Genomic DNA, 22,027 nt, shown 5'->3' on the forward strand with positions numbered 1-22,027 from the left:
CACGCGATAACCGGGTGGAATGCCCGGACGGCGGTTGACTACGCTGTGTCGGTCAACCCCCGCTCATCTTCTCAGCCTCTCAGCGCAGGGAGTCCACCGTGATCACCAGGATGTCGTCGTTGTTCCTCCGCACCTTGCGCGAGGATCCGGCGGACGCCGAGGTACCCAGCCACCGGCTGCTGGTGCGTGCCGGCTACGTCCGCCGGGTCGCCCCGGGTGGTTACTCGTGGCTGCCGCTGGGCCTGCGGGTGCTTCGCCGCATCGAGCAGGTCGTGCGCGAAGAGATGAACGCGATCGGCGCGCAGGAGATCCAGTTCCCCGCGCTGCTGCCGCGCGAGCCCTACGAGGCCACCGGCCGCTGGACCGAATACGGCGACAACCTCTTCCGCCTCAAGGACCGCCGGGGCGCCGACTACCTGCTCGGCCCGACGCACGAGGAGCTCTTCGCACTCACTGTGAAGGGCGAGTACAGCTCGTACAAGGACTACCCGGTCACGCTGTACCAGATCCAGACGAAGTACCGCGACGAAGCGCGCCCCCGCGCCGGCATCCTGCGCGGCCGCGAGTTCGTGATGAAGGACTCCTACTCCTTCGACCTCGACGACGAGGGCCTGGAGCGCTCCTACCAGGCGCACCGCGACGCCTACATCAAGCTGTTCGACCGCCTCGGCCTCGAGTACGTGGTGGTCGCCGCGACGTCGGGCGCCATGGGCGGCTCGGCGTCGGAGGAGTTCCTCGCCGTCGCCGAGACCGGTGAGGACACCTACGTGCGCAGCACGGAGTCCGGCTACGCGGCCAACGTCGAGGCCGTGGTCACGCCCGCGCCGGCCGAGCGCCCGATCGAGGGCCTGCCCGCCGCGCAGGTGCACGCCACGCCGAACACGCCGACCATCGAGTCGCTCGTGGCGTTCTTCAACGCCGCGGGCCTCGGCCGCGAGTTCACCGCGGCCGACACGCTCAAGAACGTGATGCTGAAGATCCGCCAGCCGGGCGCGAAGGAGTGGGAGCTCCTGGGCGTCGGCCTGCCGGGCGACCGCGAAGTCGACCTGAAGCGCCTCGAAGCGTCGCTCGAGCCCGCCGAGGTCGAGCTGCTGGAGGAGGCGGACTTCGCGAAGAACCCGTTCCTCGTCAAGGGCTACATCGGCCCGAAGGCGCTGAAGGAGAACGGCGTCCGCTACCTCGTCGACCCGCGCGTGGTCACCGGCACCGCGTGGCTGACCGGCGCCGACCAGGACGGGCACCACGTGCTCGACCTCGTGGCGGGCCGCGACTTCACGCCCGACGGCACGATCGAGGCCGCGGAGGTCCGCGAGGGTGACGCGTCGCCCGACGGCCACGGCACCCTCGTCGCCGCGCGCGGCATCGAGATCGGCCACATCTTCCAGCTGGGCCGCAAGTACGCCAACGCGTTCGAGCTCGACGCCCTCGGCCCGGACTCGAAGCCGATCCGCATCACGATGGGCTCCTACGGCGTCGGCGTCTCGCGCCTGGTCGCGGTGCTCGCCGAGCAGAACCACGACACCGCCGGCCTGGTGTGGCCGCGCGAGGTGTCGCCGTACGACGTGCACGTGGTCGTCGCGGGCAAGGACGAGACCATCGCGGCGGGCGCGGAGAAGCTCGTCGCGGAGCTGGATGCGGCCGGCGTCGACGTGCTGTTCGACGACCGCAAGGCCACCCCGGGCGTGAAGTTCGCCGACGCGGAGCTGGTGGGCGTGCCCACGATCCTCGTCGTCGGGCGCGGCCTGGCCAACGGGCTGGTCGAGGTCAAGGACCGCCGCACCGGCGAACGCGAGGAGATCCCGGTCGACTCCGTGGTCGGCCACCTGGTCAAGCTCGTTCGCTCCTGACGACGCCCGCCGGTGGGGCTCTTCGGCCGGTCCGGCCGCAAGGACGACGGCGGCTACGAGGACAACGCCGCACTCACCGGCGTCGGCGGGTACGAACCCGCTGACGCACCCGGCTTCCCGGCAGCGGGCTCCCCGGATTCCGGGCAGCCCGCTGCCGAGCCGGCTGCCGGTCCGTGGTCGGCGCAAGGCGAGCAGGCCGGTGGAATTCCTTGGTACGCCGAGGATCCCGCCGTAGCCGGGCACACGCCACGCGCGGAGCCCCGGCGCATCCGGCCACCAGGCCGGCCACCCACGCGGTTGAAGGGGCGGCCGTCGCGGGCGCTGTGGATCCTCGTGGCCGTGATCGCCCTCGGCGTGGGCGCGATGAACTTCTTCGGCGCCGCCCGCCACCACTCGGCGAGCCCGCCGACGCCCAGCCGCGGTCCGGTCACCTTCCAGCCCGAGCCGCACGTCGTCGTGCCCGCGGTGGTCGACGGCTGGTCGTCCGTGGCCGCGCGCGACGGCAGCTTCGCCTACGACGTCCCGCCGGGCTGGACGCCCGAACCCGGCGTCGTCCACGGCTGGGACGGCACGGCGACCTCGCCGGGGATCACGCTCAGCACCACGGCGTCCGTCGGCCGCGGCTACTGCGGCAGCGACAGCCGGCGCGGCGGGTCCGGCGTCACGACGGAAGAAGGCGGCGACGCCGAAGCCGCCGCCCGCAAAGCCGTCGGCGACCTCGTCGGCAGTGCCTACGCCCCGGGCGCGAAGGTGACGTACACGCCGGCGCAGGACGCGACCGTGCAGCTCGAGACGACCACCGGTCCCGCGCGGCTGGTGCTCGCCGATGTCACCCAGGACGGCACCGAGGCGTGCACTCCGAAGCACGTCACCGTCGGCGCCCTCGCCCTGGCCACCGCGACCCAGTCCGTGGTTCTCCTCGCCTACACCGACGACACCACCAGCCGCGCCGACGTCGTCCGCTTGCTGCAGAGCTACCGCGGCGTCCCGGCCGCCGACCGGTCCACGACCACCCCGCCGCCGACCACGCGCTGACGCCGCAACGCCAGCTTCGCGAAGTCCTTCAGCCCGGTGCCCTGCAGATACGCGCGCCCGAGCGCGAGGCCGATGCGCGGCAGGTCGGCCTCGTCGCGGTAGGCCAGGTACAGCGGCTCGCGCCGCGGCTGGAACTTCGCCTTGAACGCGTGCAGCGAGCGGAACCCGTAGTACGGCTCCATCAGCGCGCCCACCGCGTCGAGCACCCGGTCCACCGCGCGCGCCGGCGCGGTGTCGCGGCTGCGCACGAGCGGCGCGCCCGAAAGCGACACGAATCGCGCGCCCTCCTCGCGGAGCGCGAGGCACGCCGATGCAATCAGGAACTCCATCGCCGGCCGGAACCCGCCCGGCCGGCGGCGCATCACGTCGAGCGTCCACCCACCGACGGTGCCCGAGCCCGTGTGCACCGGCAGCCACGACGTGATGCCGTGGACGGTGCCCGACGTGTCGATCGCGAGCCCCACGCGCGTCGCCGGGTCCATCGCCTCGGCGACCCCGCCGAGCGTGAACCCCATCTCCGGCAGGCCTTTGTCCCCGATCCACTCCTCCGAGAGCACGCGCACCTGCTCGCGGATCGCGGGCGGCTGCTCGGCCAGGCGCACCAGGCGGAACTCGATGCCGTCCTTGCCGGCCTTGTTCAGCGCCGAACGCACGTCCTGCCAGGCTTTCCCGCGGAACTCCAGGTGTTCGAGGTCGACGAGCGTGTCCTCCGCGACCTGCACGTGCTGCCAGCCGAGCTCGCGCGTCACACCGACGGTGGTGGCCGTCGCGGAGAACACGCACGGCACGAGCCCGGAGTTCTCGCACATCTCCCGGAACTCCGTGAGCGCGCGAGCCGCCGAGCCGCACGGCGCCACGGGATCGCCGAGCGCGATCGCGACGCCCGCATGGCGCTGGTAGGCGAGGTAGGACGCGCCGTCGGAGGCGACGAAGTACGCGTTCTGCGGCCACGTCGTCATCCACGAGATCGTGCTGCCTCCGTTGCGCCCCAGGAGAAGCCGGGCGACGCTGGCGTCCGGACCGCCGCGCAGCAGCTTGCGGCGACGCCGGCGTGACGGCACCCGGAACGCTCTGCTCGCCGCGAGCAGCAGCACCAGCTCGATCGTCCACAAGAGATTGTCCACGAAGAACAGCGAAAGCCCGTGGCCGTCGTACTCGGCACGCACCAGCTTCGCCACGGCCAGGACCCCGCTCACCACGAGCACCTGCGACACCGCGAACACGCACAGCCCGACGGCCCAGCGCCACGCGACGCGCGACCCGCGGCGCAGGCCGTTGAGTATCGGCACCACGAGCACAGCCATGACGAGGATCTCCGGCGTCGAAAGGGAAACCGCGTCGGACGGGCCGAACGGGCCGTCACCCGGCACGAGCCACATCACGACTTCGGCCACGGTGAGCAGCAATAGTCCCGCGCACGCCAGCAGCCGCCACTCGCGCACGCTCGGCCGCACCGGTTCGGCGAGGTGCGCCTTGCCCGCGAGCCGGTGGCCGAGCGGCAAGGCCAGCACCAGCGCGAAGAAGTGCACGAGATCCGCGAGCGTGCCGACGTACACGATGGCGACACCCGCGTACACGCACAGCCCGGCGCGCAACCGCAGCCGCCACGGCGCGCGCAGCGTCGCGCTGGCCACGGCGATGGCCGCGAGCGTGCCGCCGGAGAAGCCGACGTCGAGCGTGGTCGCGATGTGCGCGGCCCACGTCCAGCCGGAATGGCGGCACAGCACGAGGAACTGGATCGCCGCCGCGGCCGCGGCCAGCTGCCCGCCGACGGTCACCAGGATCGTGCGGCGCGTGCCGAGCTGCCATTCCGCGAACCCCGTCAGCAGCGCGAAAGTACCGGCCATCGGCAGGTAGAACAGCGGCCGCAGCGCGAAGAACGGGCCGGTCGCCAGCGTCCACCAGCGGCCGTGTTCCAGCGACGGCAAACCGTAGGCGTAGTAGGCGAACGACGGCTGGTGCTCGGCGGCTTGCCAGAGCGTGCGGCTCGCGGCTCCGGCCACGAGGATCGCGAGCACGACGGTGGTGGTGAACGGAAGGCGGCGCCAGAGCACGGCGAACCGCTCGCGTTTCGGCCTTCCGGCCGCCCGCCCGCGTCCCCCCGTGCCGGCACCGCTGGCGGTCCCCGCCGCCGGCGATGCGGTCGTCATGATCCGAGTCTTGCGCCTGGACCTAAAGCCGACATCCGTCGTGGGAGCGACTTGTCCCCCTAGGGGAGTGCGACCCCGGAGGGAGAAAACCCTGACCCGAAGGCGGATGCGGGCTCAGGGAACACCGCTCGACCAGGGGCGAACCGCGCACGGCGGCCTCGGCGCGCGGCCGAAACCGCCGTGCGGGGCGAAAAACAGGGGTTGGCCGCTCAGCCGAGCACGGCCTTGCGCACCGAGTCGAGGTCGGCGAGATCGGGCAGGACGGTGTGGGCGCCCGAGGCGGCGAGCTCTTCGGCGCTGTAGTGCCCGGTGGCGACGGCGACCGCGACGGCACCGTTGTCGAGGGCGGCCTTCACGTCGTTGGGGGTATCGCCGATCACCACGACGTCACCGGGCGCGAACGCCGTGCCGTGCTTCGCGGTTGCCGCGGCCACGGCGTGGGGGACGAGGTCGGGCCGGTGCGCCGAGAGTGAGCCGTAGCCGCCGATCTCCAGCTCCAGGTGCTCGTCGAGGCCGAACGTGGCGAGCTTGTGCACCGAGATCTCCGGCAGGTTGCCGGTCACGAGCGTCTGCACGGCGCCGTGGCCGGCCATCGCGGCCAGTGCCGCCGCGGCGCCGTCGAGGGCCCGGCCGGCTTCGTGGAGCGTGCCGCGGGCCTCGTCGGCCACGGCGATCAGCTCGCTCCACAGGCGCTGGATGTTCTCCTCGGTCGCCTCGATGCCGTGCGTGGTGAGGATGTCGGCGGTGATCGCGCGCTCGGTGCGCCCGCCGTAGTCGGGGTGGGTGCGCAGCTCGGTGCCCATGGCCGTCAGGGCCGTGGCGTACCAGCTGCTGCCGACGCCCGTGAGGTCCACGAGCGTGTGGTCGATGTCCCAGAGCACCAGCCGGTGCGCGTGCGTCGTCGTCACGGCCGTGAGGGTACCGGCGGAAGTATTCAACGTCTGTTGACTTTCCGGAGGGTGCGACCTACTTTGGTCGTAATTCAACACTTGAGGAATAACTGGGAGGCCGTCATGCCGGCTGCAACTCGGCGCCCCGCGGGCGCGTTCGCCCTGGTCGCGGTGCTGGTGGGTGCGCTTGCCGCCGTGGTGCTGGGGTTCCTGACCTTCGGGGCGCAGGCCACGGTCGCACCCGACCACGTGCCCGTCGCGGTTTCGGCGCCCCCGCCGTTGGCCGGGCTGGCGCGCCAGGTCGCCGCCCACGGCGGCACGCAGCTCGACTGGCGCGTCGCCGACCCCGCCGAGGCGCGGAACCTGTTGGCGGACAAGGAGGTCTACGGGATCCTGGAGCTTCGTCCCGGCCCCGCCGCGACCGTCGTGCTCTCCGGCGCGGTGAACCCGGCGGGTACGCAGGTGGCGCAGCAGGTCCTCGCGGGCGCCGCCCAGGCGCTGCCCGGCGAGCCGCGCCTCGAGATGCTGCACCCGGCGAGCGCGGCCGGCCGGATCGTGCCACTGGCCGCCAGCGCGCTGGCGTGGCTGGGCTCGCTCGTCGCCGGTGCCGTGCTGGTGCGGCTCAGCGCCGGCCGCCGCGTGAGCGTTCCGGTGCGCCTGGCGCAGGTGCTCGGCAGCGGCGTGCTGGTGACGGGCGTGCTCGTGGGCTTCGCCGCGCTGTGGGACTCGACGCTTCCGCTGACCTGGGACGTGCTCGGCTTCCTGTTCCTCACGGTCACCGCGTTCGCCGCGCTGCAAGCCGGCCTGCTGCGACTCCTCGGCCTGCGGGCGCTGGCCATCCTGGCGCCGCTGTACCTCGTGGCGCCCGCGGTGGCCGGGCAGGTGCCCGAACTGCTCAACCCGGCTTACCGCACGCTCCTGTGGTCGTGGACGCCGTTCCGCTTCTCGACCGAAGGCCTGCGCAGCCTTCTCCAGGGCGTACCGGGCGCCCCGGACGTGACCACGGGCGTCTGGGTGCTGACCGGCCTGCTCGCGGTGGGCCTGGTGTTGACCCTGTGGCCGGGCCGGCCACGGCGCGAGCTGCCCGAAGCGCGGCCTGCGGAACGGCCGGTCGAGGTCGCGGCCGGTTGAGGCAGCTCAGCTGCAGAGAAAACTGAAGCGGATTTTGCGCACGGGGTTGTCGACGTTGGTGTCGACCAGGCAGATCGACTGCCAGGTGCCCAGCGCGAGCACGCCGCCCAGCACAGGGATCGTCGCGTACGGCGGCACCAGCGCGGGCAGCACGTGGTCACGGCCGTGGCCCGGGCTGCCGTGGCGGTGCCGCCAGCGCCCGTCGCGGGGGAGGAGGTCCTCCAACGCGGCGAGGAGGTCGTCGTCGCTGCCGGCGCCGGTTTCGAGGATCGCGAGGCCGGCCGTGGCGTGCGGGACCCAGACGTGCAGCAGGCCGTCGGTGGCGTCGGCGTCGCGCAGGAACTTCTCGGCCTCGTGGGTGAGGTCGTGGACCACGGCGGTGCTGCCGGTGTGCACCTCTAGCTCGGTGGAGTACATGTTCGCCAGCGTAGGTGCTCAAACACCCAGGTAGCGCAGCACCGCGAGCACCCGCCGGTTGTGGCCTTCCGACGGCGGCAGGCCGAGCTTGGCGAAGATGCTCGTCACGTACTTCTCGACGGATCCGGCCGACAGGAACAGATCGCCGGCGATCGCGGAGTTGGACCGGCCCTGCGCCATCAGGTCGAGCACCTCGCGTTCGCGGGTCGTCAGCTCCGCGAGCGGCCCCGTCCCGCCCGTGGCCGCGAAGAGCTGACGCACGACCTCGGGGTCCAGCACCGTCTCGCCGGCCGCGACCCGGCGCAGTGCGTCGAGGAAGTCGGAGACCTCGGCGACGCGGTCCTTGAGCAGGTAACCGACCGCGCCGGCCTGGTCGGCGAGCAGTTGCTTGGCGTACTTCGTCTCCACGTACTGCGAGAACAGCAGGATCGCGCAGCCTGCCAGCTCCTCGCGCAGCTCGATCGCCGCGCGCAGGCCCTCGTCGGTGTGCGAAGGCGGCATGCGGATGTCGACCACGGACACGTCGGGCCGGTGCGCGCGCACGGCCGACCGCAGCTCCTCCGCGTCCTTCACCGCCGCGACGACGTCGTGGCCCCGCAGCCCCAGCAGCTCGACCAGGCCCTGGCGCAGGATGGTCGAGTCCTCGGCGATCACGATCCGCATGCGTCCCCCCTTGCGGCCAGCCTAGCGAGGCAGCGGAACCTCGGCCGTGACCACGGTCGGGCCGCCGGGCGGGCTCACCACCGTCAGCTCGCCGTCCACCGGCCGCAGCCGCTCCGCGATCCCGGCCAGCCCGCCGCCGGGCACGACCGCCGCGCCGCCCGGCCCGGGGTCGGCCACGGTCAGGCGCAGGACGCCGTCGTGCTCGTCGATCGTGACGGTGCAAGGTTTTCCGGAGTGTTTCGCCACGTTCGTCATCAGCTCCGCGGCGGCGAAGTACACCACCGCTTCCAGCGACGGCGGCGGCCGACGGTCCAGCCGCACGGACACCGTCGCGGCCATCCCGGCTGAAGTGGCCACAGTGGACAGTGCCACGTCGAGTCCCTTGTCCAAGGCCGCCGGGTGGATGCCGCGGGCGAGGTCGCGCAGCTCGACCAGCGCCTGCTTGGCGTTGCCGTGCGCGGCCTCGACGAGCGTGCGCACCTGGTCGAGGTCGACGGTGTCCGTGGCCAGCTCTTCCTTGGCCAGCCCCAGTTTCATCGCCATCGCGACGAGCTGCGCCTGGGCCCCGTCGTGCAGGTCGCGTTCGATGCGCCGCAGCCGCTGCGCCGCGTCTTCGAGCGCCGTCGCCCGCGTCTCCTCCAGGAACCGCAGGCGCTGCAACAGCCCGGGCCCCGACAGCAGCAGCCGCCCGAGCCACCGGTCGAGGACCGCCAGTGCGTGCACGACCCACGGCACCGCGGCCAGCGCGAGCACGCCGCCGACCGCCCAGAGCACCGTGCCCGGCCACGTGCGGCTCACGATGTTGTAGACCGGCAGCACGTCGCGCGTGAAGAACCACAGCACCGGGTAGCTCGCCCCCGCGACACCGAACACCAGCAGCGACCCGGCCACGGCGAACCCCGCGAACGAGATCGGGACCCGGAGCACGAGGTACGCGCCCGCGCGCCACGCGTGCCGGTCGCCGAGCCGCGCGACCAGCCAGTGCCACAGCCCGGGCCGCAGCGCCACCGGCGCCGGCGCGCGCAGCGGAGCGTCGAGCAGGACTCCCGCCAGCCGCCGGTGCAGGCCGCCGGACAGCCGCATCCCGCGGACGACCGCCGCGAGCACCAGCAGCCCCAGCCCCAGTGGGCTCAACGCGACGCCGATCGCGAGCCCGGCGAGCACGACGACGAGCGCGCTCGGCGACAGCACGCCGGCCACCACCAGCCACGCCGCTTCCGCCCGGGTCTGCCGCAGCGGCCCGGGCCACCACCCGCGCCGCGGTGCGCGTGCGTCCGCGGCCCGAGAAGTCATGCCCCGGAGTCTGCCCGCCGCACGGCCGGCCGACCACCGGGTTCGCCCTGGACCGGGTGGGGGATTTCCCCCGCCCGGCCCGGAGCGTCAGTATTCTTCGGGGCGCTGCCCGGGCTCAGGAGCGCGGTACTCGCGGGCGCTGGTCTCGTGGGCCGTGGTCTCTCGGGCACCGGTCTCCCGGGCACTGTCCTCCCGAGCGCGCTGCGACGCTTCCCGCATCTCGATCACGTCGGTGAGCCAGCTGCCGGTTTCGCGCGCGATGTCGCGCACGGCGCCGGTGATGATCGTCGCGATCGCCCCGATGTGGGTGGCCGCGGATTCCGTGAGCTCCTGCACCGTGTCCTTGCCGCTTTCGAACTGACCCACCATGTGAGGTTCCTCAGGCTGCTCGGAGTTGCCGGTCGGGATCCACCGTAACCTCCGGACCGCCCGAAGGCGTTCCGGGAAGCGCCAGCTTCACGATCTTCTTGGCCACCGACCACAGCTGTTTGCGCAGCGGCCCGGTGTTGTAGGGCAGGCCGTAGCGCTCGCAGATCTCGCGCACCTCGGCGGCGATCTGGGGGTAGCGCCGCGCCGGGAGGTCCGGGAACAGGTGGTGCTCGATCTGGTGCGAGAGGTTGCCCGAAAGGATGTGGAACAGCGGGCCGCCGGTGATGTTGGCCGAGCCGAGGATCTGGCGCAGGTACCACTGGCCGCGGGACTCGAAGTCGGTCTCTTCCTGGGTGAAGCTCTCCACGTCAGCGGGGAAGTGGCCGCAGAAGATGATCGCGAACGCCCACAGGTTGCGCACGAGGTTCGCGCTCGCGTTGCCTGCCAGCGTCAGCGGCGCGAGCGGACCGGTCAGCAGCGGGAAGAGCACGTAGTCCTTGCCGATCTGGCGCGCGGCCTTGCGCACGATCTTGCGCAGCACCGGCACGTTTTCCGCCCACGTGCGCTCGCCCTTGAAAACTCGCTCGATTTCGAGGTCGTGCAGCATCACACCCCACTGGAACATCAGGGCCAGCAGCGTCGCGTACACGGGGTTGCCGAGGTAGTACGGGTGCCACTTCTGGGCCGCGTCCATCCGCAGGATCCCGTAACCGATGTCACGGTCCTTGTCGAGGATGTTCGTGAACGTGTGGTGCAGGTAGTTGTGGGAGTGCCGCCAGTTCTCGGCGGGCGCGACGTTGTCCCACTCGAACCGCTGCGAGCTCAGCTCGGGGATGCGCGTCCAGTCGTACTGGCCGTGCATCACGTTGTGGCCGATCTCCATGTTGTCCAGGATCTTGGCCAGCGACAGCGCCGCGACGCCGGCGACCCACGCCGGCGGCAGGAAACCCGCGAACAGCAGCCCGCGCCCCGCGACCTCCAGCCCGCGCTGGGTCTTGATGATCGTGCGGATGTACTCGACGTCGGCCTCGCCGAGGTCGTCGACGACGCGCTGGCGCAGTGCGTCGAGCTCGCGGCCGAACTCCTCGATCTGTTCGGGCGTGAGGCGGTCCTGAAGTCCTGTCATGGCGTCCCTCCTAGGCGTTGATCTCGACGTCCCCGACCGGGACGCTGATGCAGAGCTGGATCTCTTCGTCCTCTTCGCCGGAGACCTCGCCGGTGCGGGCGTTGCGCACGCGCCCGGCGGTCTTCACCTGCGTGCAGGAGAAGCAGATGCCCATGCGGCACCCGTGCTCCGGTGATAGGCCGGCGTCCTCGGCCTGTTCCAGCAGCGGCTTGCCCGAGTTGGCGCATTCGCGGCCGCTGCGGGCGAACCGCACGGTCCCTTCGGCTGCCTCCGTGTCGAACGTCAGCGGTGGCGCGGTGAACTCTTCGGTGTGCAGTCGTTCACCGAGTCCTTCGGTCTCGAACAGTTCGCGCGCCGAGTCCATGAGCGGTTTCGGGCCGCAGACGAACGTCTCGGCGTCGCGGAACCACGGCGCGGCGTGGGCGAGGTGCTGTTTGGAGAAGAACCCGCGCAGGTCGCCGCCCCGGCCGTGGGTGTGCGCGTGGACGACCCGGAACCCGGGGTGGCGCTCGGAGAGCTCGGCCAGTTCGGCGCGGTAGAGCACGTCGTCGGCGGTGGTGGAGTAGTGCAGGAACACGACCTCGCCGCGGTGGCCTTCGGCGACGAGCCGGCGTGCCATCGCGAGCACCGGCGTGATGCCGCTGCCGCCGCTGACCAGCACGATCCGCTCCGGTCGCGGCGAAGGCAGCGTGAACTCGCCGTCCGCTGCCGACAGCCCGAAAACCGTGCCGACGCGGGTGGTCGCGTGCAGGTGCCGCGACACCAGGCCCTGCGGGTCGGCCTTCACGGTGAACTCGAGGTCGCCGCCGCCCGGCCCGCACGGCGAGTAGCAGCGGGTGCGCCGGACGCCGTCGATCTCCACGGTCAGGCGCACGTACTGCCCGGCCTCGAAACCCCGCCACGCGCGGCTCGGCCGGACGGTGAACGTGACCGTGTCCGGCGTCTGGTGCCGGACGGCGACGACGCGGCCGCGGATCTCGCGGCGGACCAGCATCGGGTCGAGCAGTTCCAGGTAGCGGTCGGCACCGTGCGGGGTGAGCAGGGCCTCGGCGAGCGAGGCGAGCCCGCGCAGGCGCTGCGGGAGCAGTGCGGTCATCACGCCCTCCGGATTTGAGTGCACATCTGTACACTCACCAGTGTGGGGGCACGGCCCGGGTGGCTGTCAACGCGGGAGCGAGGTGATGTGACGTGGACCATGCCGAAGGCGTCAGTACGCTGCCGGACGTGTCCGAAGCGGAGATGCCGGCGTCGGTGAGCCGGCAGGAGCGCAAGCAGCGCACCCGCCAGGCATTGCTCGACGCGGCTCTGGAGCTGCTCGCCGACCGCGGGTTCGGCAGCCTGTCGCTGCGTGAGGTCACCAAGCGCGCGGGCATCGTGCCCACCGCGTTCTACCGGCACTTCGCCTCGATGGACGAGCTCGGCGTCGCCCTGGTCGAGGAGACCACGCGCACGCTGCGCGGCATGATCCGCTCGGCGCGCACCGAGCCGGTGAGCCAACGCGGCATGATCGACGCGTCCGTGCGCACGCTGTACGAACACGTGCGCGCGCACGAGGACCACTTCCGCTTCGTCACGCGCGAGCGCTACGCCGGCACCGGCCCGGTGTCGCGCGCCATCGGCGTGGAACTGCGGCTGTTCTCCAGTGACCTGGCCATCGACCTCGCCCGGTTCGACCACCTGCGCGAGTGGCCCACCGAAGACCTCCACGCGCTGGCCGACCTGATCGTCACCGCCATGCTTGCCACGGTCGTCGACCTGCTCGAAGTCCGCCACGGCGACCGCGAAGCCGACGAACGCACGTTGGAGCTGGCCCGCAAGCGCCTGCGGATGATTCTCGTGGGCGTGCCCCACTGGCGCCCGTCCGCCTAGGCGCGCTTGAGTGCGGCAGGGCGGTGCTAAGCGGCGGCGTCGGTGCCCTCCGCCGCCGATTTCGCCCTCGCGACGCCCTTCTCGATCTCCCGGCGCCACGCCGCGAGGTCGCGCCGCAGCTTCGCCCGGCGCAGGCGGATCGCGCTGATCGCCGGGGTCAGCAGGCGGTCGGCCGCGAAAGCGTGGGGCAGGCCCAGCTCGTCGGCGACCGCGTGGCCGTGGAAGCGGCGCGTCAACGCGTACATCGCCTGCAAACCCATGCCTCGGGGCAGGGACAAGACGTCGTTCAGCTGTCCGGCGATCGCCCGGCAGGTGGCGAACGCCAGCTCCGACGACTCGGGGATCGCCGGGCCGGTGACGGCCTGCAGCAGATCGGCGACGCGCCGGGCGTCGTCGTGGGACGAGATGCCTTCGACGAGCCGCGGGCTCACCCCGAGCAGGTGACCGACGTACCACCAGTACCGGTAGAGCGAGGCCAGCTCGTTCGACGTGCAGCCGAACCCCATGGCCTGCTCGGCGGTGTAGGAGGTCAGCGTGAAGTCCATCCACGTCCTCGCCAGGTCGATCTGGTTGATCGGCACACCGTCGGCGGCCTCGTCGTACCCGCGGTTTCGCGCGAGGCGGCGCATGTGGGCGTGCAGCATCCGGACCTGGATCGTCGCGACGTATCCGGGGTTTCCCCGCCGCAACGCGCCGGGAAGCAGTGCGGTGGCGATCCATTTCCCCGTCTCGGCGAGCCGGCGCGGAGCGCCCTCGATCAGCTTGCCCGTCGTCGCGAGAACCTTCGAGATCGACGGCGACTCGTACACGTGCACGAGCGAGCCCGCGCTCAGCGACAGGATGTGGACGGGCGCCGGTGAGCTGAAGTGGGGCAGCGACGCCTCGTCCAGCAGCGCGTCGTCCACGTAGTCGGGCAGGGTCTCGGTCTCGCGCAGCAGTGCCGCGACGGCCGGCGGCGGATCGGTCAACGACGCGAGGCCGTGGCCGAGCCCTTCGGTGAGCGCGAGGTTCACCGCGCGTCCGTGCTCGTGGATCTCGTCGACGACGGCGTCGGCCAGCGGGTCGCCGGTGGTCAGCGCCCAGCCGACCAGGTCGGCCCGGGCTTCTCCGAACTGGGCCACGATGCTCGAACGCCTGCTCCGCGTGGTCGGCCAGCTCTCCGGCATCTCCCACCCTCCCCATAAATGGACAGCTGACAATTTACGGCTAAATTGACAGCTGTCAAGGCCCGGCCGTACGGTCGTCGGCGTGAGATCGCCGGGACGTCCGAAGGCGGGCACCGAACCCGCGACCGATGACCGGGTCCTGACCGCAGCGATCAAGGCGTTCGCACGGCAGGGCTACGACGGCGTGTCCATCCGGACCCTCAGCCGTGAACTGGGCGTGAGCCACAACACGATTCCGCAGCGCTTCGGCAGCAAGGAAAAGCTCTGGTACGCCGCCGTCGACCGGGCGTTCGGCCGGATCGTCGACGATCTCGCCGAGGTGACCGGCGACGAAGCCGCCGACCCGATGGAGCTGATCCACGCGGGCATCGTGCGCTTCATCCAGGTGGCCGCGAGAGCACCCGAACTGCACGGGCTGATCACCGTCGAGTCGGCCAACAACAGCGAGCGCCTCGACTACATCTTCGACACCTACATCAGCCCGGCCGTGGCACCGCTGGCCCGCGCGCTCGAGACGCTCGCCGCGGCCGGCCGGATCCGCCCGACGCCGTTGCGGACGTTCTACTTCCTCATCGCCACCGGCGGCGCCGGTCCGTTCGCGCTGGCTCCGCTGGCCGGCCGGTTCGCCGGCGAGGCAGGCCCGGTCGACGAGCACGCCCGGCTGGTCGCGGACATCCTCACGGCCGGCATCCGGTCGCCGTCCCCGCTCACGTCGTAGGTCGAGAGCTACGATTCCGTTGACCCGCCTGCTCTTCGGCGGGCGAGGTCGTGGAGGAATGCTGTGGACACCGGGTCGGACGTGCGTGCGGAGTTCAGCGACCCGGCGGAGAACCTGGCATTCGACGAGGCGCTGCTGCGGGAAGGCCCGGCCGCGCCGGTGCTGTGGCTGTGGCGCAACCCGGTGAGCGTGGTCGTCGGCCGCGGGCAGAAGGTGGCGCGCGAGGTGCGCGTGGCCGAGTGCGAGCGCGACGGCGTGCCGGTGCTGCGCCGCGCCAGCGGTGGCGGCACCGTGTTCCACGACCCGGGCAACCTCAACGTCACGCTCGTGCTCCCCGGCCCGGCCGACCGGCCGCTGGAAATGCTCGGGCTCGTGATGTCGGCGGCCGTCGAGAAGCTCGGCCTGCCACCGCGCCTCGGCGAGCGCGGCCTGTTCATCGGCGACGCGAAGCTGTGCGGGTTCGCGGTGTTCCGGACCAAGAACGGACTGCTGGCCCACTCGACGCTGCTGATCGACACCGACGCCGCGCGCGTCGGCGCCTACCTCACGGGCCCCCCGCCGGACCCGAAGCCACTCGACTCGCACCGCAGCAAAGTCGCATCACTGGCCGACCACGGCGTGCACCCGTCGGACGGCGAGGCGGAGTCAGTGGTGCGCGCCGCCGCCGCGGGCCTGCTCGGCCCCCTCGTGCCGCGCCCGCCCTCGGCCGCGGAACTCGACCGCCAGCGCGCACTGCTGGACACGCGCTACCACTACGACGGCTGGCACACCGACGGAAAACAGCGCCGCTGAGCGGTACTCGCCTGCGGAAAACCGCGCGGATGAGGGCTAGTTGCCGGCGAAATCAGTGCTGGTGAGCCTACTCGCCCGCGGAGAACAACGCCGTCGCGCGCCGCTCGCCCGCGGAGAACAACGCAGGTGACCAGTACTTCGCATGCGGAGAACAGCGCCGCTGAGCGCTTTTTGCCCGCGGGCATCAGCGTAGGTGAGTGCTACGCGCCGGCGGCGAACAGCGGCGGTGAAGGCCGGCATGCCGGCTAAAGCTGTACCGGTGAGCGCTACTCGCCTGCGGGGAACCGCACTGGTGAGGGCTAGTTGCCGGCGAAACAGTGCCAGCGAGCGCTGCTTGCCCGCGGAGAACCACGCGGGTGAGCGCTACTTAGTCCGCGAAGAGCAATGCGGGGGAGTGCTGCTTGCCCGCGGAGAACAGGGCGGATGAGCACTGTTTCGCCGGCGGAGAACAGTGGCGGGGGACGCCTGCTGCCGGCTGAAGCAGTGCCGGTGAGCTACTCGCCTGCGGAGAAGGTGACGGCGGGGATCTTCTTCACCGGACGTCGGGCCGGCTTCGGTTCAGTGGTCTTCACCACGGTTTTCGGTTCCGCGGCCGCGTTTTTCACCGGTTTCTTGGCCTGCGCGGTCTTCGGCGCCGGTTCGGCCTGCGTGGCCGGCCGGGCGGTCGTCTTGGCTGCTGCCGCGGTGCGCTTGGCGGGCTTGGCGGGTTGGGGCTTCGCCGGAACTTCCTGTGGTGCCACGGCTTTCGCGCCCGCGACCAACCGCGGCCGTTGCTTGCGGCCGCCCGTGCGGCGGCCGTTCGCGACGTACGGGTCGAAGATTTCCCGCAGTGCGGCGGCGTTGGGGGCGGAGAGGTCGATCTCGTAGTCGAGCCCGTCGAGGCCGAAGCCCACCGTCTCGGCGGCGGGTTCGCCGGTGAGGTCGTCCAACACGTGGACGGCGGTGTTCTTGGCCATGCGAAAGCCCTCCGTGCTCGATCGTGGTCGTGCGTGCAATCGGCACGGCGACGACCCGGTCACCCGGTGTCGCCGATTTCTTGCAGCTCGCGGAAGAGACTAGCGGCTGGCTTGCGTGAAGCCGCGCGGTGGTGTGCGCTGAACCCATGTCAGGACAGACTTTCGACGTCGTGGTGATCGGGGCCGGCCCGGTCGGTGAGGTCGCCGCGGAACGAGCCGCCATGGGCGGGTTCAAGGTGGCGCTCATCGAGCACGAGTTGTTCGGCGGTGAGTGTTCGTATTGGGCGTGCGTGCCGAGCAAGGCGTTGCTGCGCCCGGGGAACCTGCTCGCCGCGGCCAAGCGCATGCCGGGGGTGGTGGTCGGCGACGCGCTCGACCCGGCGCAGGTGCTCGCCCGCCGGGACTCGTTCATCGGCCGCGGTGACCCGCAGGGGCAGGATCACGGCCAGGTGGACTGGGCGCGCGGGGTCGGCGTCGAGCCGATCCGCGGCCACGCACGGATTTCCGGTGAACGGGAGGTGACGCTGTCCGACGGGCAGGTGCTCACCGCGCGCCACGGCGTGATCGTCTGCACCGGCAGCGTGCCGAACACTCCGCCGATCCCCGGCCTCGACACGATCAAGCCGTGGGGTTCGCGTGAAGCGACTTCGTCGTCGGCCGTGCCCGCGCGGCTCGGCGTGCTGGGTGGTGGCGTCGTCGGCGTGGAGATGGCGCAGGCGTGGGCGCGCCTGGGGGCGCAGGTGCACTTGATCATCACGAGCAAGCGCCCGCTGCCGCGGCTGCCGGAGTTCGCGGGCGACCTGGTGCTCGCGGGCCTGCGCGCCGACGGTGTGATCGTGCACACCGGCTCGGGCATCGACGAGGTGTCCGCTGTGGACGGCGGCGGCGCCTCGCTCAAGCTCACCGGCGGTGAAGACCTGGTGGTCGACGAGCTGCTGGTGGCCACGGGCCGTGTGCCGGCGACCGGCAGCGTCGGGCTCGAGGTCCTCGGCCTGCCCACGCACGGCCCGCTCGAGGTCGACGAGAGCGGCCGCGTGTCCGCCGTGGACGGTGGCTGGCTCTACGCGGCGGGCGACGTCACCGGCCGCGCGCTGCTGACCCACCAGGGCAAGTACGGCGCCCGAGTGACCGGCGACAGCGTCGCCGCGCGCGGACGCGGTGAGGACATCTCCACCGCGCCGTGGAGCCGCTTCAGCGCGACCGCCGACCACCACGCCGTGCCGCAGGTCATCTTCACCGACCCGGAGGTGGCGTCCGTCGGCCTCACCGAGGCCCGCGAGGGCTCGGCCGACCGCGTCGTCGACATCGACATCGCGGTCGCCGGCTCGGCCCTGTTCGCAGACGGCTACACCGGCAAGGCCCGCATGGTCGTCGACACCGATCGCGGCGTGATCCTCGGCCTCACCTTCGTCGGCCCGGACGTCGCGGAGATGCTGCACTCCGCCACGATCGCCGTGGTGGGCGAAGTGCCCCTCGACCGCCTGTGGCACGCGGTCCCCGCGTTCCCGACCATCAGCGAAGTCTGGCTGCGGCTGCTGGAGGCTTACGGCCTGTAGGAAGCTCCGGAAGACGGCGGGTCCCCGGTGGTTGCCGGGGACCCGCCGTTTTTTCGAGCCGTCAGGCGGGCATGGTGAGCGCGAGGGCACCCTGGGCGGCGCGGGTGAGGCCGGGGTCGTCCGGAGTGGACGGACCGGACTGCCACACGACCTGCACCAGCCGCACGCCGGTGCCGTCGAGTTTGCTGGCGTAGGCGGCACTGTCGAACTGCGGGGGCGGGCCCGGCCATTTGCCGGTCTCGGTGGCGACGTCGAGGATGCCGCCGCCGCCCGGGGTGTCGGCGACCTGTTTGAAGTGCGTGGCCTGCGCGGCGTCGGGGAACCGGACCACGGCCATCGTCACCGCGGCGGCGCGCCCGTCCACGAGAGCCGTGTAGCTGGCGCGGCTGACGGCGGAGCAGCTCGTCTGCTGCAGGCTGGCCTGCACGTCGCCGAACGCGTGCGACGCGCACCGCTGGTCGGAACTGCTCGCCCGCGGCTCGAACGACAGGCTCGGCGCCGCACTGCTCGCCGGCGCACTGCTCACGACCGCCGGCGGCGGCGCCGGACGCGCGCTCGAACTCGGTGCCGGCGCGGCCTCGCCACCCCCACCACCGCCGGTCGCCGCCACGACGATCGCCGTCACCAGCAGGATCGCCAGCAACCCGATCGCGGCCACCGGCACCCACCGCACGGTCCGCGACTGCTCCTTCTCCCGCGGCGGCGCACCGCCCCCCGCCGGCACCTCCACCGACCCAGCCGCCGACGCCGCCGACGACACCGCCCGCGGCACCGTCCCTCCGCCCGCGGCCGCCGCCGCACCCTGCCGACCCGCCGACGCGGGCGCCTTGCCATTGGGCCCGGCATTGGCGCCGGCAACGGGCGGCTTGCCATTGGGCCCGGCATTGATGCCGGCAACGGGCGACTTGCCACCAGGTGTGGCATTGACACCGGCGGGGGACTTGCCACCGGCGCTGGCGTTGGCGCCGAGCACGGGCGACTTGCCGGCCGGCCCGGCATTGGCACCGGCAGCAGGCAACTTGCCACCAGGTCCGGCATTGGCGCCGAAGACGGCAGGTTTGCCACCAGGACCGCCCGCGGGCTTTCCACCAGTGACGACAGGAGGTTGTCCAGCCGAAGCGTCAAGCGGATTGCCACCAGCCGAGGAAGAAGGCGTTCCACCGGAAGCGAGGGGCAGGTTTCCGGCAGGAGCGACAGTCGGCTTTCCACCGCGCGTGGGCGTGCCACCCGGCCCGCCGTTGCCATTCCCCGGCGCAACCGGGCTCGGTGCAGGCATCGCCCGCTGCTCGCGCTGCTTGGGCCCACCCTGCTTCGGAGAAGTCATCTTCTCCGTCACCGCCGACTCCAGCGAACCACCCCGGCCACCGCCCGAAGTGGACGGACCGTTGTCCTCCGCGCCGGGGAAGTTCGGCGCGGCAGTCGACTCGGTCGGCCCGTCGGCGAGGGGAAGCGCCTGCTCAGGCTCGGTGGTCGAGTCCACGGTCGCCGAAACAGCCGCACTGGGGAAGCGTGGGTCGGCCGGCGAAGCAGCCGTACCGGGGACGATCGGGCTGCCAGCCGAACCGCCCGCCGGGTCAGCCGCACCCGCCGCACCGGGGAAGCTCGGCGCGGCCGTCGACTCCGTCGGAGCATCGGCAAGGTGGATCGCAGGCTCGCCGCCGGTGGTTTCCCCGGCGGCCGGGGGAACGGCCGCCGGGGAAGACTGAGCGGGGAAAGGCGAAGTGGACGAACCCGGTGCCGCCGTCGATTCGGTGGGTGCGGTGGCGAGGTGGCCGGCCTGCTCGGGAACCGCGGCCGGGGAAGTGGCCGAAGTGGACGAACCCGGGAAAGCCGGCGCCTCGGCCGGCACGCCGGCGAGGGAAGGCGCCGCGACGTGCGGCACAGGCCGGGTGGTCGGGATGACCGGCGGGGGCGGCGGCACTGACGTGATGCGCGCCCGCTGCGCAGGCTTCGAGGCACCAGAAGGGGAAACACGGGTAGCAGGAGCAGGAACGACCGGAACCGGCGGATCATCCGTGTACCGGACGAACCCCTCGCCCAGCAGCACCTCGTCCGACATCTCCGGCGCGTCCGGCGCCAGCGCGCCGATCAGCGCCCGCGCCTGGTCCAGCGACCGCGGGCTCCGCGCCGTCGCCAGGGAGACGGTCGCAGCCAGCATGGTCGTCGGCGTCGGGTGGAGTACGCGCACGGGCCCGGCGAGGTCCGCGGGTGGCTGGTCGACCGTCTCGACGTACGGCCCCACCGCCACGATCGTGCCCACCGGGCCGGAACCCGGCGCCAGCTCGGCGATGCGGCGTTCGCACTCGGCCGAGAGGTCCAGGGCTTCCGTGGCGGGGTTGACGGCGTCGTCACCGTGGACCAGCGGCCAGCCGTCGGCCTTCCACGGGCCGCCGAGTGGCGCTTCGAGGCGCAGCGCGGGGTCGGGGAGGTCGACGCCGATCACGATGAGCACACCCTTCGGCAGCACCACCACGGCCTCGACGGCACGCTCGCCGCCGGCCGGGCGGGCGCCGATCAGGGCCACGCCACCGATCACGGTGCTGCCGCGGCCGAGGGAGGCCAGCGCCGCCCGCACATCCTCGGCGACGCGCGACGGCTGCTGCCCGAGGCGGACCAGTCGCACCGAAACCCTCCTCACCTCGTCCGTTTCGCGGCCCACGCTAGCGTGCCGACCCCGCAGATCCGTGCTGGACGCGGACGCGTCGGCGAGCCTCCCTCCTCAAGGGGGATTCCCGCGCGACTTGTGGTGTTCGTGTGGCCAAACGGCACGGTTGGGGTGCAGAATGTGCTACACAGATCGGGAATGACACAGCGGGGAGTGATACGGAGCCCACAAGCCGAAGTGAAGCTCGAGAGGCCGTAGGGGAAGACGTCCCTCGTCGAGCAAGCGGAGGTCAGCAGTGAGCACCCGTGGCAACACCCGAGGTGTGGTGTACGTCCACTCGTCGCCGTCTGCGGTGTGTCCGCACGTCGAGTGGGCTATTTCGGGCACCCTCGGAGCCCGAGTCGAGCTGAAGTGGACGGCGCAGCCCGCCAGTCCCGGACAGCTGCGTGCCGAGTGCGGCTGGCGCGCGCCTTCCGGTACCGCGGCCAAGCTGGCCTCGGCGCTCAAGGCGTGGCCGATGCTGCGCTTCGAGGTCACCGAGGAACCCAGCGCCGGCGTCGACGGTGAACGGTTCTGTTTCGCGCCCGGACTGGGCCTGTGGCACGGCCGGACCAGCGCCAACGGCGACATCGTCGTGGGCGAGGACCAGCTGCGCGCCCTCGTGAGCATGACCCGTGGCGGGGAGTCGCTGGCGCACAAGCTGGACGAGCTGCTCGCGGCGAGCTGGGACGAGGCGCTCGAGCCCTACCGCCACGCCGGCGACGGCGCTCCCGTCACGTGGCTGCACCAGGTCGGGTGACACCCGGGGGCGGGTGGGTACCCTCTCGGGGGTGACCGCCCGTCCGCCCGCACCCGCCCGCCAGCGGTGGCTGGTACCCGTCCTCGTCGTGGTGTTGTCGATCACCGTCGGCGGTGGCCTGCTCGCGCGCGAGCTGTACCGCCGCCCGGTCGTCGACACCGGCGACTCCATCGCCCCGACGACGCCGACGTCGGTGGACAAGGAGGACCAGCCCGGCCCCGGTGACGTCAAGGTCACCGAGGACGCCGCCCGGCACCCGGACGACAACGCCGTGCGCGCCGTGCTGCAGGAGTACTTCGACGGCATCAACCACCACGACTACGACCAGTGGGCGCGCTCGGCCAGCAAGGGCCGGATCGAGCAGACCTCCCGCGCGCAGTGGACCAAGGACTACAAGTCCACGAAGGACGGCAGCATCCTGCTGTACCGCATCGAACCCGGCGCCGGTTCGTCGCTGCGGGTACTCGTGGGCTTCACCAGCACGCAGTCGTCCAACGAGGCACCGGAAGCGCTCAGGGAGGGCTGCATCCACTGGCGCCTCGTGCTGCCGATGGTCCTCGAAGGCGGCGACTACAAGATCGACACCGTCACCCCCGGGACCTTGCCCGAACAGGAAAAGTGCTGAACCACCCCGGTCCGGACAAC

19 protein-coding genes and 1 pseudogene are annotated in these 22,027 nt (G+C 72.0%); 9 read left to right on the forward strand and 11 right to left on the reverse strand.

Features of this window, described 5'->3' with window-relative positions; genetic code table 11:
• Nucleotides 1-98 precede the first annotated feature (98 nt).
• Both AB0878_RS17730 and AB0878_RS17735 read left to right on the forward strand, forming a co-directional pair.
• Entirely contained in the window at nucleotides 99-1,847 is a 1,749-nt protein-coding gene (locus AB0878_RS17730; RefSeq protein ID WP_366581031.1) for a proline--tRNA ligase, read from the forward strand.
• Nucleotides 1,848-1,859: 12 nt separating this feature from the next.
• Nucleotides 1,860-2,882 (forward strand): hypothetical protein, encoded by a 1,023-nt coding sequence (locus tag AB0878_RS17735; RefSeq protein ID WP_366581033.1) that lies wholly within the window; start codon nucleotides 1,860-1,862, stop codon nucleotides 2,880-2,882.
• Here the strand turns inward: AB0878_RS17735 and AB0878_RS17740 are convergent.
• Both AB0878_RS17740 and AB0878_RS17745 read right to left on the reverse strand, forming a co-directional pair.
• A complete protein-coding gene (locus AB0878_RS17740) occupies nucleotides 2,822-5,032 on the reverse strand; it encodes a DUF2156 domain-containing protein (RefSeq protein WP_366581034.1) in 2,211 nt (736 codons plus the stop codon). The genes AB0878_RS17735 and AB0878_RS17740 overlap by 61 nt on opposite strands.
• Before the next feature lie 209 nt (nucleotides 5,033-5,241).
• Nucleotides 5,242-5,940 carry a haloacid dehalogenase-like hydrolase gene (locus tag AB0878_RS17745; RefSeq protein WP_366581036.1) on the reverse strand — a complete coding sequence of 233 codons (699 nt, stop codon included), beginning with the start codon at nucleotides 5,938-5,940 and terminating at the stop codon, nucleotides 5,242-5,244.
• A 105-nt stretch (nucleotides 5,941-6,045) separates the two neighbouring features.
• Here AB0878_RS17745 and AB0878_RS17750 point away from each other — a divergent pair, with 105 nt between their 5' ends.
• On the forward strand, nucleotides 6,046-7,053 hold the full coding sequence (locus AB0878_RS17750) for an ABC transporter permease (protein WP_366581037.1): 1,008 nt from the start codon (nucleotides 6,046-6,048) through the stop codon (nucleotides 7,051-7,053).
• A 6-nt stretch (nucleotides 7,054-7,059) separates the two neighbouring features.
• On the opposite strand, the gene AB0878_RS17755 is transcribed toward AB0878_RS17750, so the two are convergent.
• The 6 genes and pseudogenes from AB0878_RS17755 to AB0878_RS17780 all read right to left on the reverse strand — a co-directional run bounded on the left by AB0878_RS17755 (nucleotide 7,060) and on the right by AB0878_RS17780 (nucleotide 12,017).
• On the reverse strand, nucleotides 7,060-7,470 hold the full coding sequence (locus tag AB0878_RS17755; protein WP_366581039.1) for a secondary thiamine-phosphate synthase enzyme YjbQ: 411 nt from the start codon (nucleotides 7,468-7,470) through the stop codon (nucleotides 7,060-7,062).
• Between the two features lie 18 nt (nucleotides 7,471-7,488).
• Complete coding sequence (locus tag AB0878_RS17760) at nucleotides 7,489-8,133, reverse strand: response regulator transcription factor (RefSeq protein WP_366581041.1); 645 nt, start codon at nucleotides 8,131-8,133, stop codon at nucleotides 7,489-7,491.
• A gap of 21 nt (nucleotides 8,134-8,154) precedes the next feature.
• Nucleotides 8,155-9,426 carry a sensor domain-containing protein gene (locus tag AB0878_RS17765; protein WP_366581042.1) on the reverse strand — a complete coding sequence of 424 codons (1,272 nt, stop codon included), beginning with the start codon at nucleotides 9,424-9,426 and terminating at the stop codon, nucleotides 8,155-8,157.
• A 186-nt stretch (nucleotides 9,427-9,612) separates the two neighbouring features.
• Nucleotides 9,613-9,795, reverse strand: a pseudogene (locus tag AB0878_RS17770) (hypothetical protein); the annotation flags it as partial.
• 10 nt (nucleotides 9,796-9,805) lie between these two features.
• Nucleotides 9,806-10,921 (reverse strand): acyl-CoA desaturase, encoded by a 1,116-nt coding sequence (locus AB0878_RS17775; RefSeq protein ID WP_366581043.1) that lies wholly within the window; start codon nucleotides 10,919-10,921, stop codon nucleotides 9,806-9,808.
• A 10-nt stretch (nucleotides 10,922-10,931) separates the two neighbouring features.
• Nucleotides 10,932-12,017 carry a ferredoxin reductase gene (locus AB0878_RS17780; RefSeq protein WP_366581044.1) on the reverse strand — a complete coding sequence of 362 codons (1,086 nt, stop codon included), beginning with the start codon at nucleotides 12,015-12,017 and terminating at the stop codon, nucleotides 10,932-10,934.
• A 143-nt stretch (nucleotides 12,018-12,160) separates the two neighbouring features.
• Between AB0878_RS17780 and AB0878_RS17785 the strand changes: the two genes are divergently transcribed.
• The gene (locus AB0878_RS17785) at nucleotides 12,161-12,790 is read left to right on the forward strand and encodes a TetR family transcriptional regulator (RefSeq protein WP_366581122.1); all 630 of its coding nucleotides are present in this window, start codon (nucleotides 12,161-12,163) and stop codon (nucleotides 12,788-12,790) included.
• Between the two features lie 26 nt (nucleotides 12,791-12,816).
• Here AB0878_RS17785 and AB0878_RS17790 read toward each other — a convergent pair whose 3' ends face one another.
• Nucleotides 12,817-13,956 carry an oxygenase MpaB family protein gene (locus tag AB0878_RS17790; protein ID WP_366581046.1) on the reverse strand — a complete coding sequence of 380 codons (1,140 nt, stop codon included), beginning with the start codon at nucleotides 13,954-13,956 and terminating at the stop codon, nucleotides 12,817-12,819.
• An 82-nt stretch (nucleotides 13,957-14,038) separates the two neighbouring features.
• Between AB0878_RS17790 and AB0878_RS17795 the strand changes: the two genes are divergently transcribed.
• The gene (locus tag AB0878_RS17795; protein ID WP_366581048.1) at nucleotides 14,039-14,674 is read left to right on the forward strand and encodes a TetR/AcrR family transcriptional regulator; all 636 of its coding nucleotides are present in this window, start codon (nucleotides 14,039-14,041) and stop codon (nucleotides 14,672-14,674) included.
• Between the two features lie 63 nt (nucleotides 14,675-14,737).
• Nucleotides 14,738-15,466, forward strand: a complete 729-nt coding sequence (locus AB0878_RS17800) for a lipoate--protein ligase family protein (protein ID WP_366581049.1) — start codon at nucleotides 14,738-14,740, stop codon at nucleotides 15,464-15,466.
• A 494-nt stretch (nucleotides 15,467-15,960) separates the two neighbouring features.
• On the opposite strand, the gene AB0878_RS17805 is transcribed toward AB0878_RS17800, so the two are convergent.
• The gene (locus tag AB0878_RS17805) at nucleotides 15,961-16,422 is read right to left on the reverse strand and encodes a histone-like nucleoid-structuring protein Lsr2 (RefSeq protein WP_366581051.1); all 462 of its coding nucleotides are present in this window, start codon (nucleotides 16,420-16,422) and stop codon (nucleotides 15,961-15,963) included.
• A gap of 146 nt (nucleotides 16,423-16,568) precedes the next feature.
• On the opposite strand from AB0878_RS17805, the gene AB0878_RS17810 reads away from it, so the two are divergent.
• Nucleotides 16,569-17,978, forward strand: a complete 1,410-nt coding sequence (locus tag AB0878_RS17810; RefSeq protein ID WP_366581053.1) for an NAD(P)/FAD-dependent oxidoreductase — start codon at nucleotides 16,569-16,571, stop codon at nucleotides 17,976-17,978.
• A 61-nt stretch (nucleotides 17,979-18,039) separates the two neighbouring features.
• Here AB0878_RS17810 and AB0878_RS17815 read toward each other — a convergent pair whose 3' ends face one another.
• The gene (locus AB0878_RS17815; RefSeq protein WP_366581055.1) at nucleotides 18,040-20,601 is read right to left on the reverse strand and encodes a hypothetical protein; all 2,562 of its coding nucleotides are present in this window, start codon (nucleotides 20,599-20,601) and stop codon (nucleotides 18,040-18,042) included.
• Nucleotides 20,602-20,878: 277 nt separating this feature from the next.
• Between AB0878_RS17815 and AB0878_RS17820 the strand changes: the two genes are divergently transcribed.
• Both AB0878_RS17820 and AB0878_RS17825 read left to right on the forward strand, forming a co-directional pair.
• A complete protein-coding gene (locus AB0878_RS17820; RefSeq protein ID WP_366581057.1) occupies nucleotides 20,879-21,382 on the forward strand; it encodes a DUF3145 domain-containing protein in 504 nt (167 codons plus the stop codon).
• A gap of 31 nt (nucleotides 21,383-21,413) precedes the next feature.
• Nucleotides 21,414-22,007 carry a hypothetical protein gene (locus AB0878_RS17825; RefSeq protein WP_366581059.1) on the forward strand — a complete coding sequence of 198 codons (594 nt, stop codon included), beginning with the start codon at nucleotides 21,414-21,416 and terminating at the stop codon, nucleotides 22,005-22,007.
• Nucleotides 22,008-22,027 lie beyond the last annotated feature (20 nt).

It is taken from the genome of Amycolatopsis sp. NPDC047767, assembly GCF_040704195.1.
Lineage (GTDB): Bacteria > Actinomycetota > Actinomycetes > Mycobacteriales > Pseudonocardiaceae > Amycolatopsis.

Bases quoted from the DNA above. Each gene is read 5' to 3' on its own strand.
- AB0878_RS17810 (WP_366581053.1), top strand. From the start codon at position 16,569: ATGTCAGGACAGACTTTCGACGTCGTGGTGATCGGGGCCGGCCCGGTC.
- AB0878_RS17805 (WP_366581051.1), bottom strand. From the start codon at position 16,422: ATGGCCAAGAACACCGCCGTCCACGTGTTGGACGACCTCACCGGCGAA.
- AB0878_RS17750 (WP_366581037.1), top strand. From the start codon at position 6,046: ATGCCGGCTGCAACTCGGCGCCCCGCGGGCGCGTTCGCCCTGGTCGCG.
- AB0878_RS17775 (WP_366581043.1), bottom strand. From the start codon at position 10,921: ATGACAGGACTTCAGGACCGCCTCACGCCCGAACAGATCGAGGAGTTC.
- AB0878_RS17740 (WP_366581034.1), bottom strand. From the start codon at position 5,032: ATGACGACCGCATCGCCGGCGGCGGGGACCGCCAGCGGTGCCGGCACG.
- AB0878_RS17765 (WP_366581042.1), bottom strand. From the start codon at position 9,426: ATGACTTCTCGGGCCGCGGACGCACGCGCACCGCGGCGCGGGTGGTGG.
- AB0878_RS17760 (WP_366581041.1), bottom strand. From the start codon at position 8,133: ATGCGGATCGTGATCGCCGAGGACTCGACCATCCTGCGCCAGGGCCTG.
- AB0878_RS17755 (WP_366581039.1), bottom strand. From the start codon at position 7,470: ATGTACTCCACCGAGCTAGAGGTGCACACCGGCAGCACCGCCGTGGTC.
- AB0878_RS17780 (WP_366581044.1), bottom strand. From the start codon at position 12,017: ATGACCGCACTGCTCCCGCAGCGCCTGCGCGGGCTCGCCTCGCTCGCC.
- AB0878_RS17790 (WP_366581046.1), bottom strand. From the start codon at position 13,956: ATGCCGGAGAGCTGGCCGACCACGCGGAGCAGGCGTTCGAGCATCGTG.
- AB0878_RS17785 (WP_366581122.1), top strand. From the start codon at position 12,161: ATGCCGGCGTCGGTGAGCCGGCAGGAGCGCAAGCAGCGCACCCGCCAG.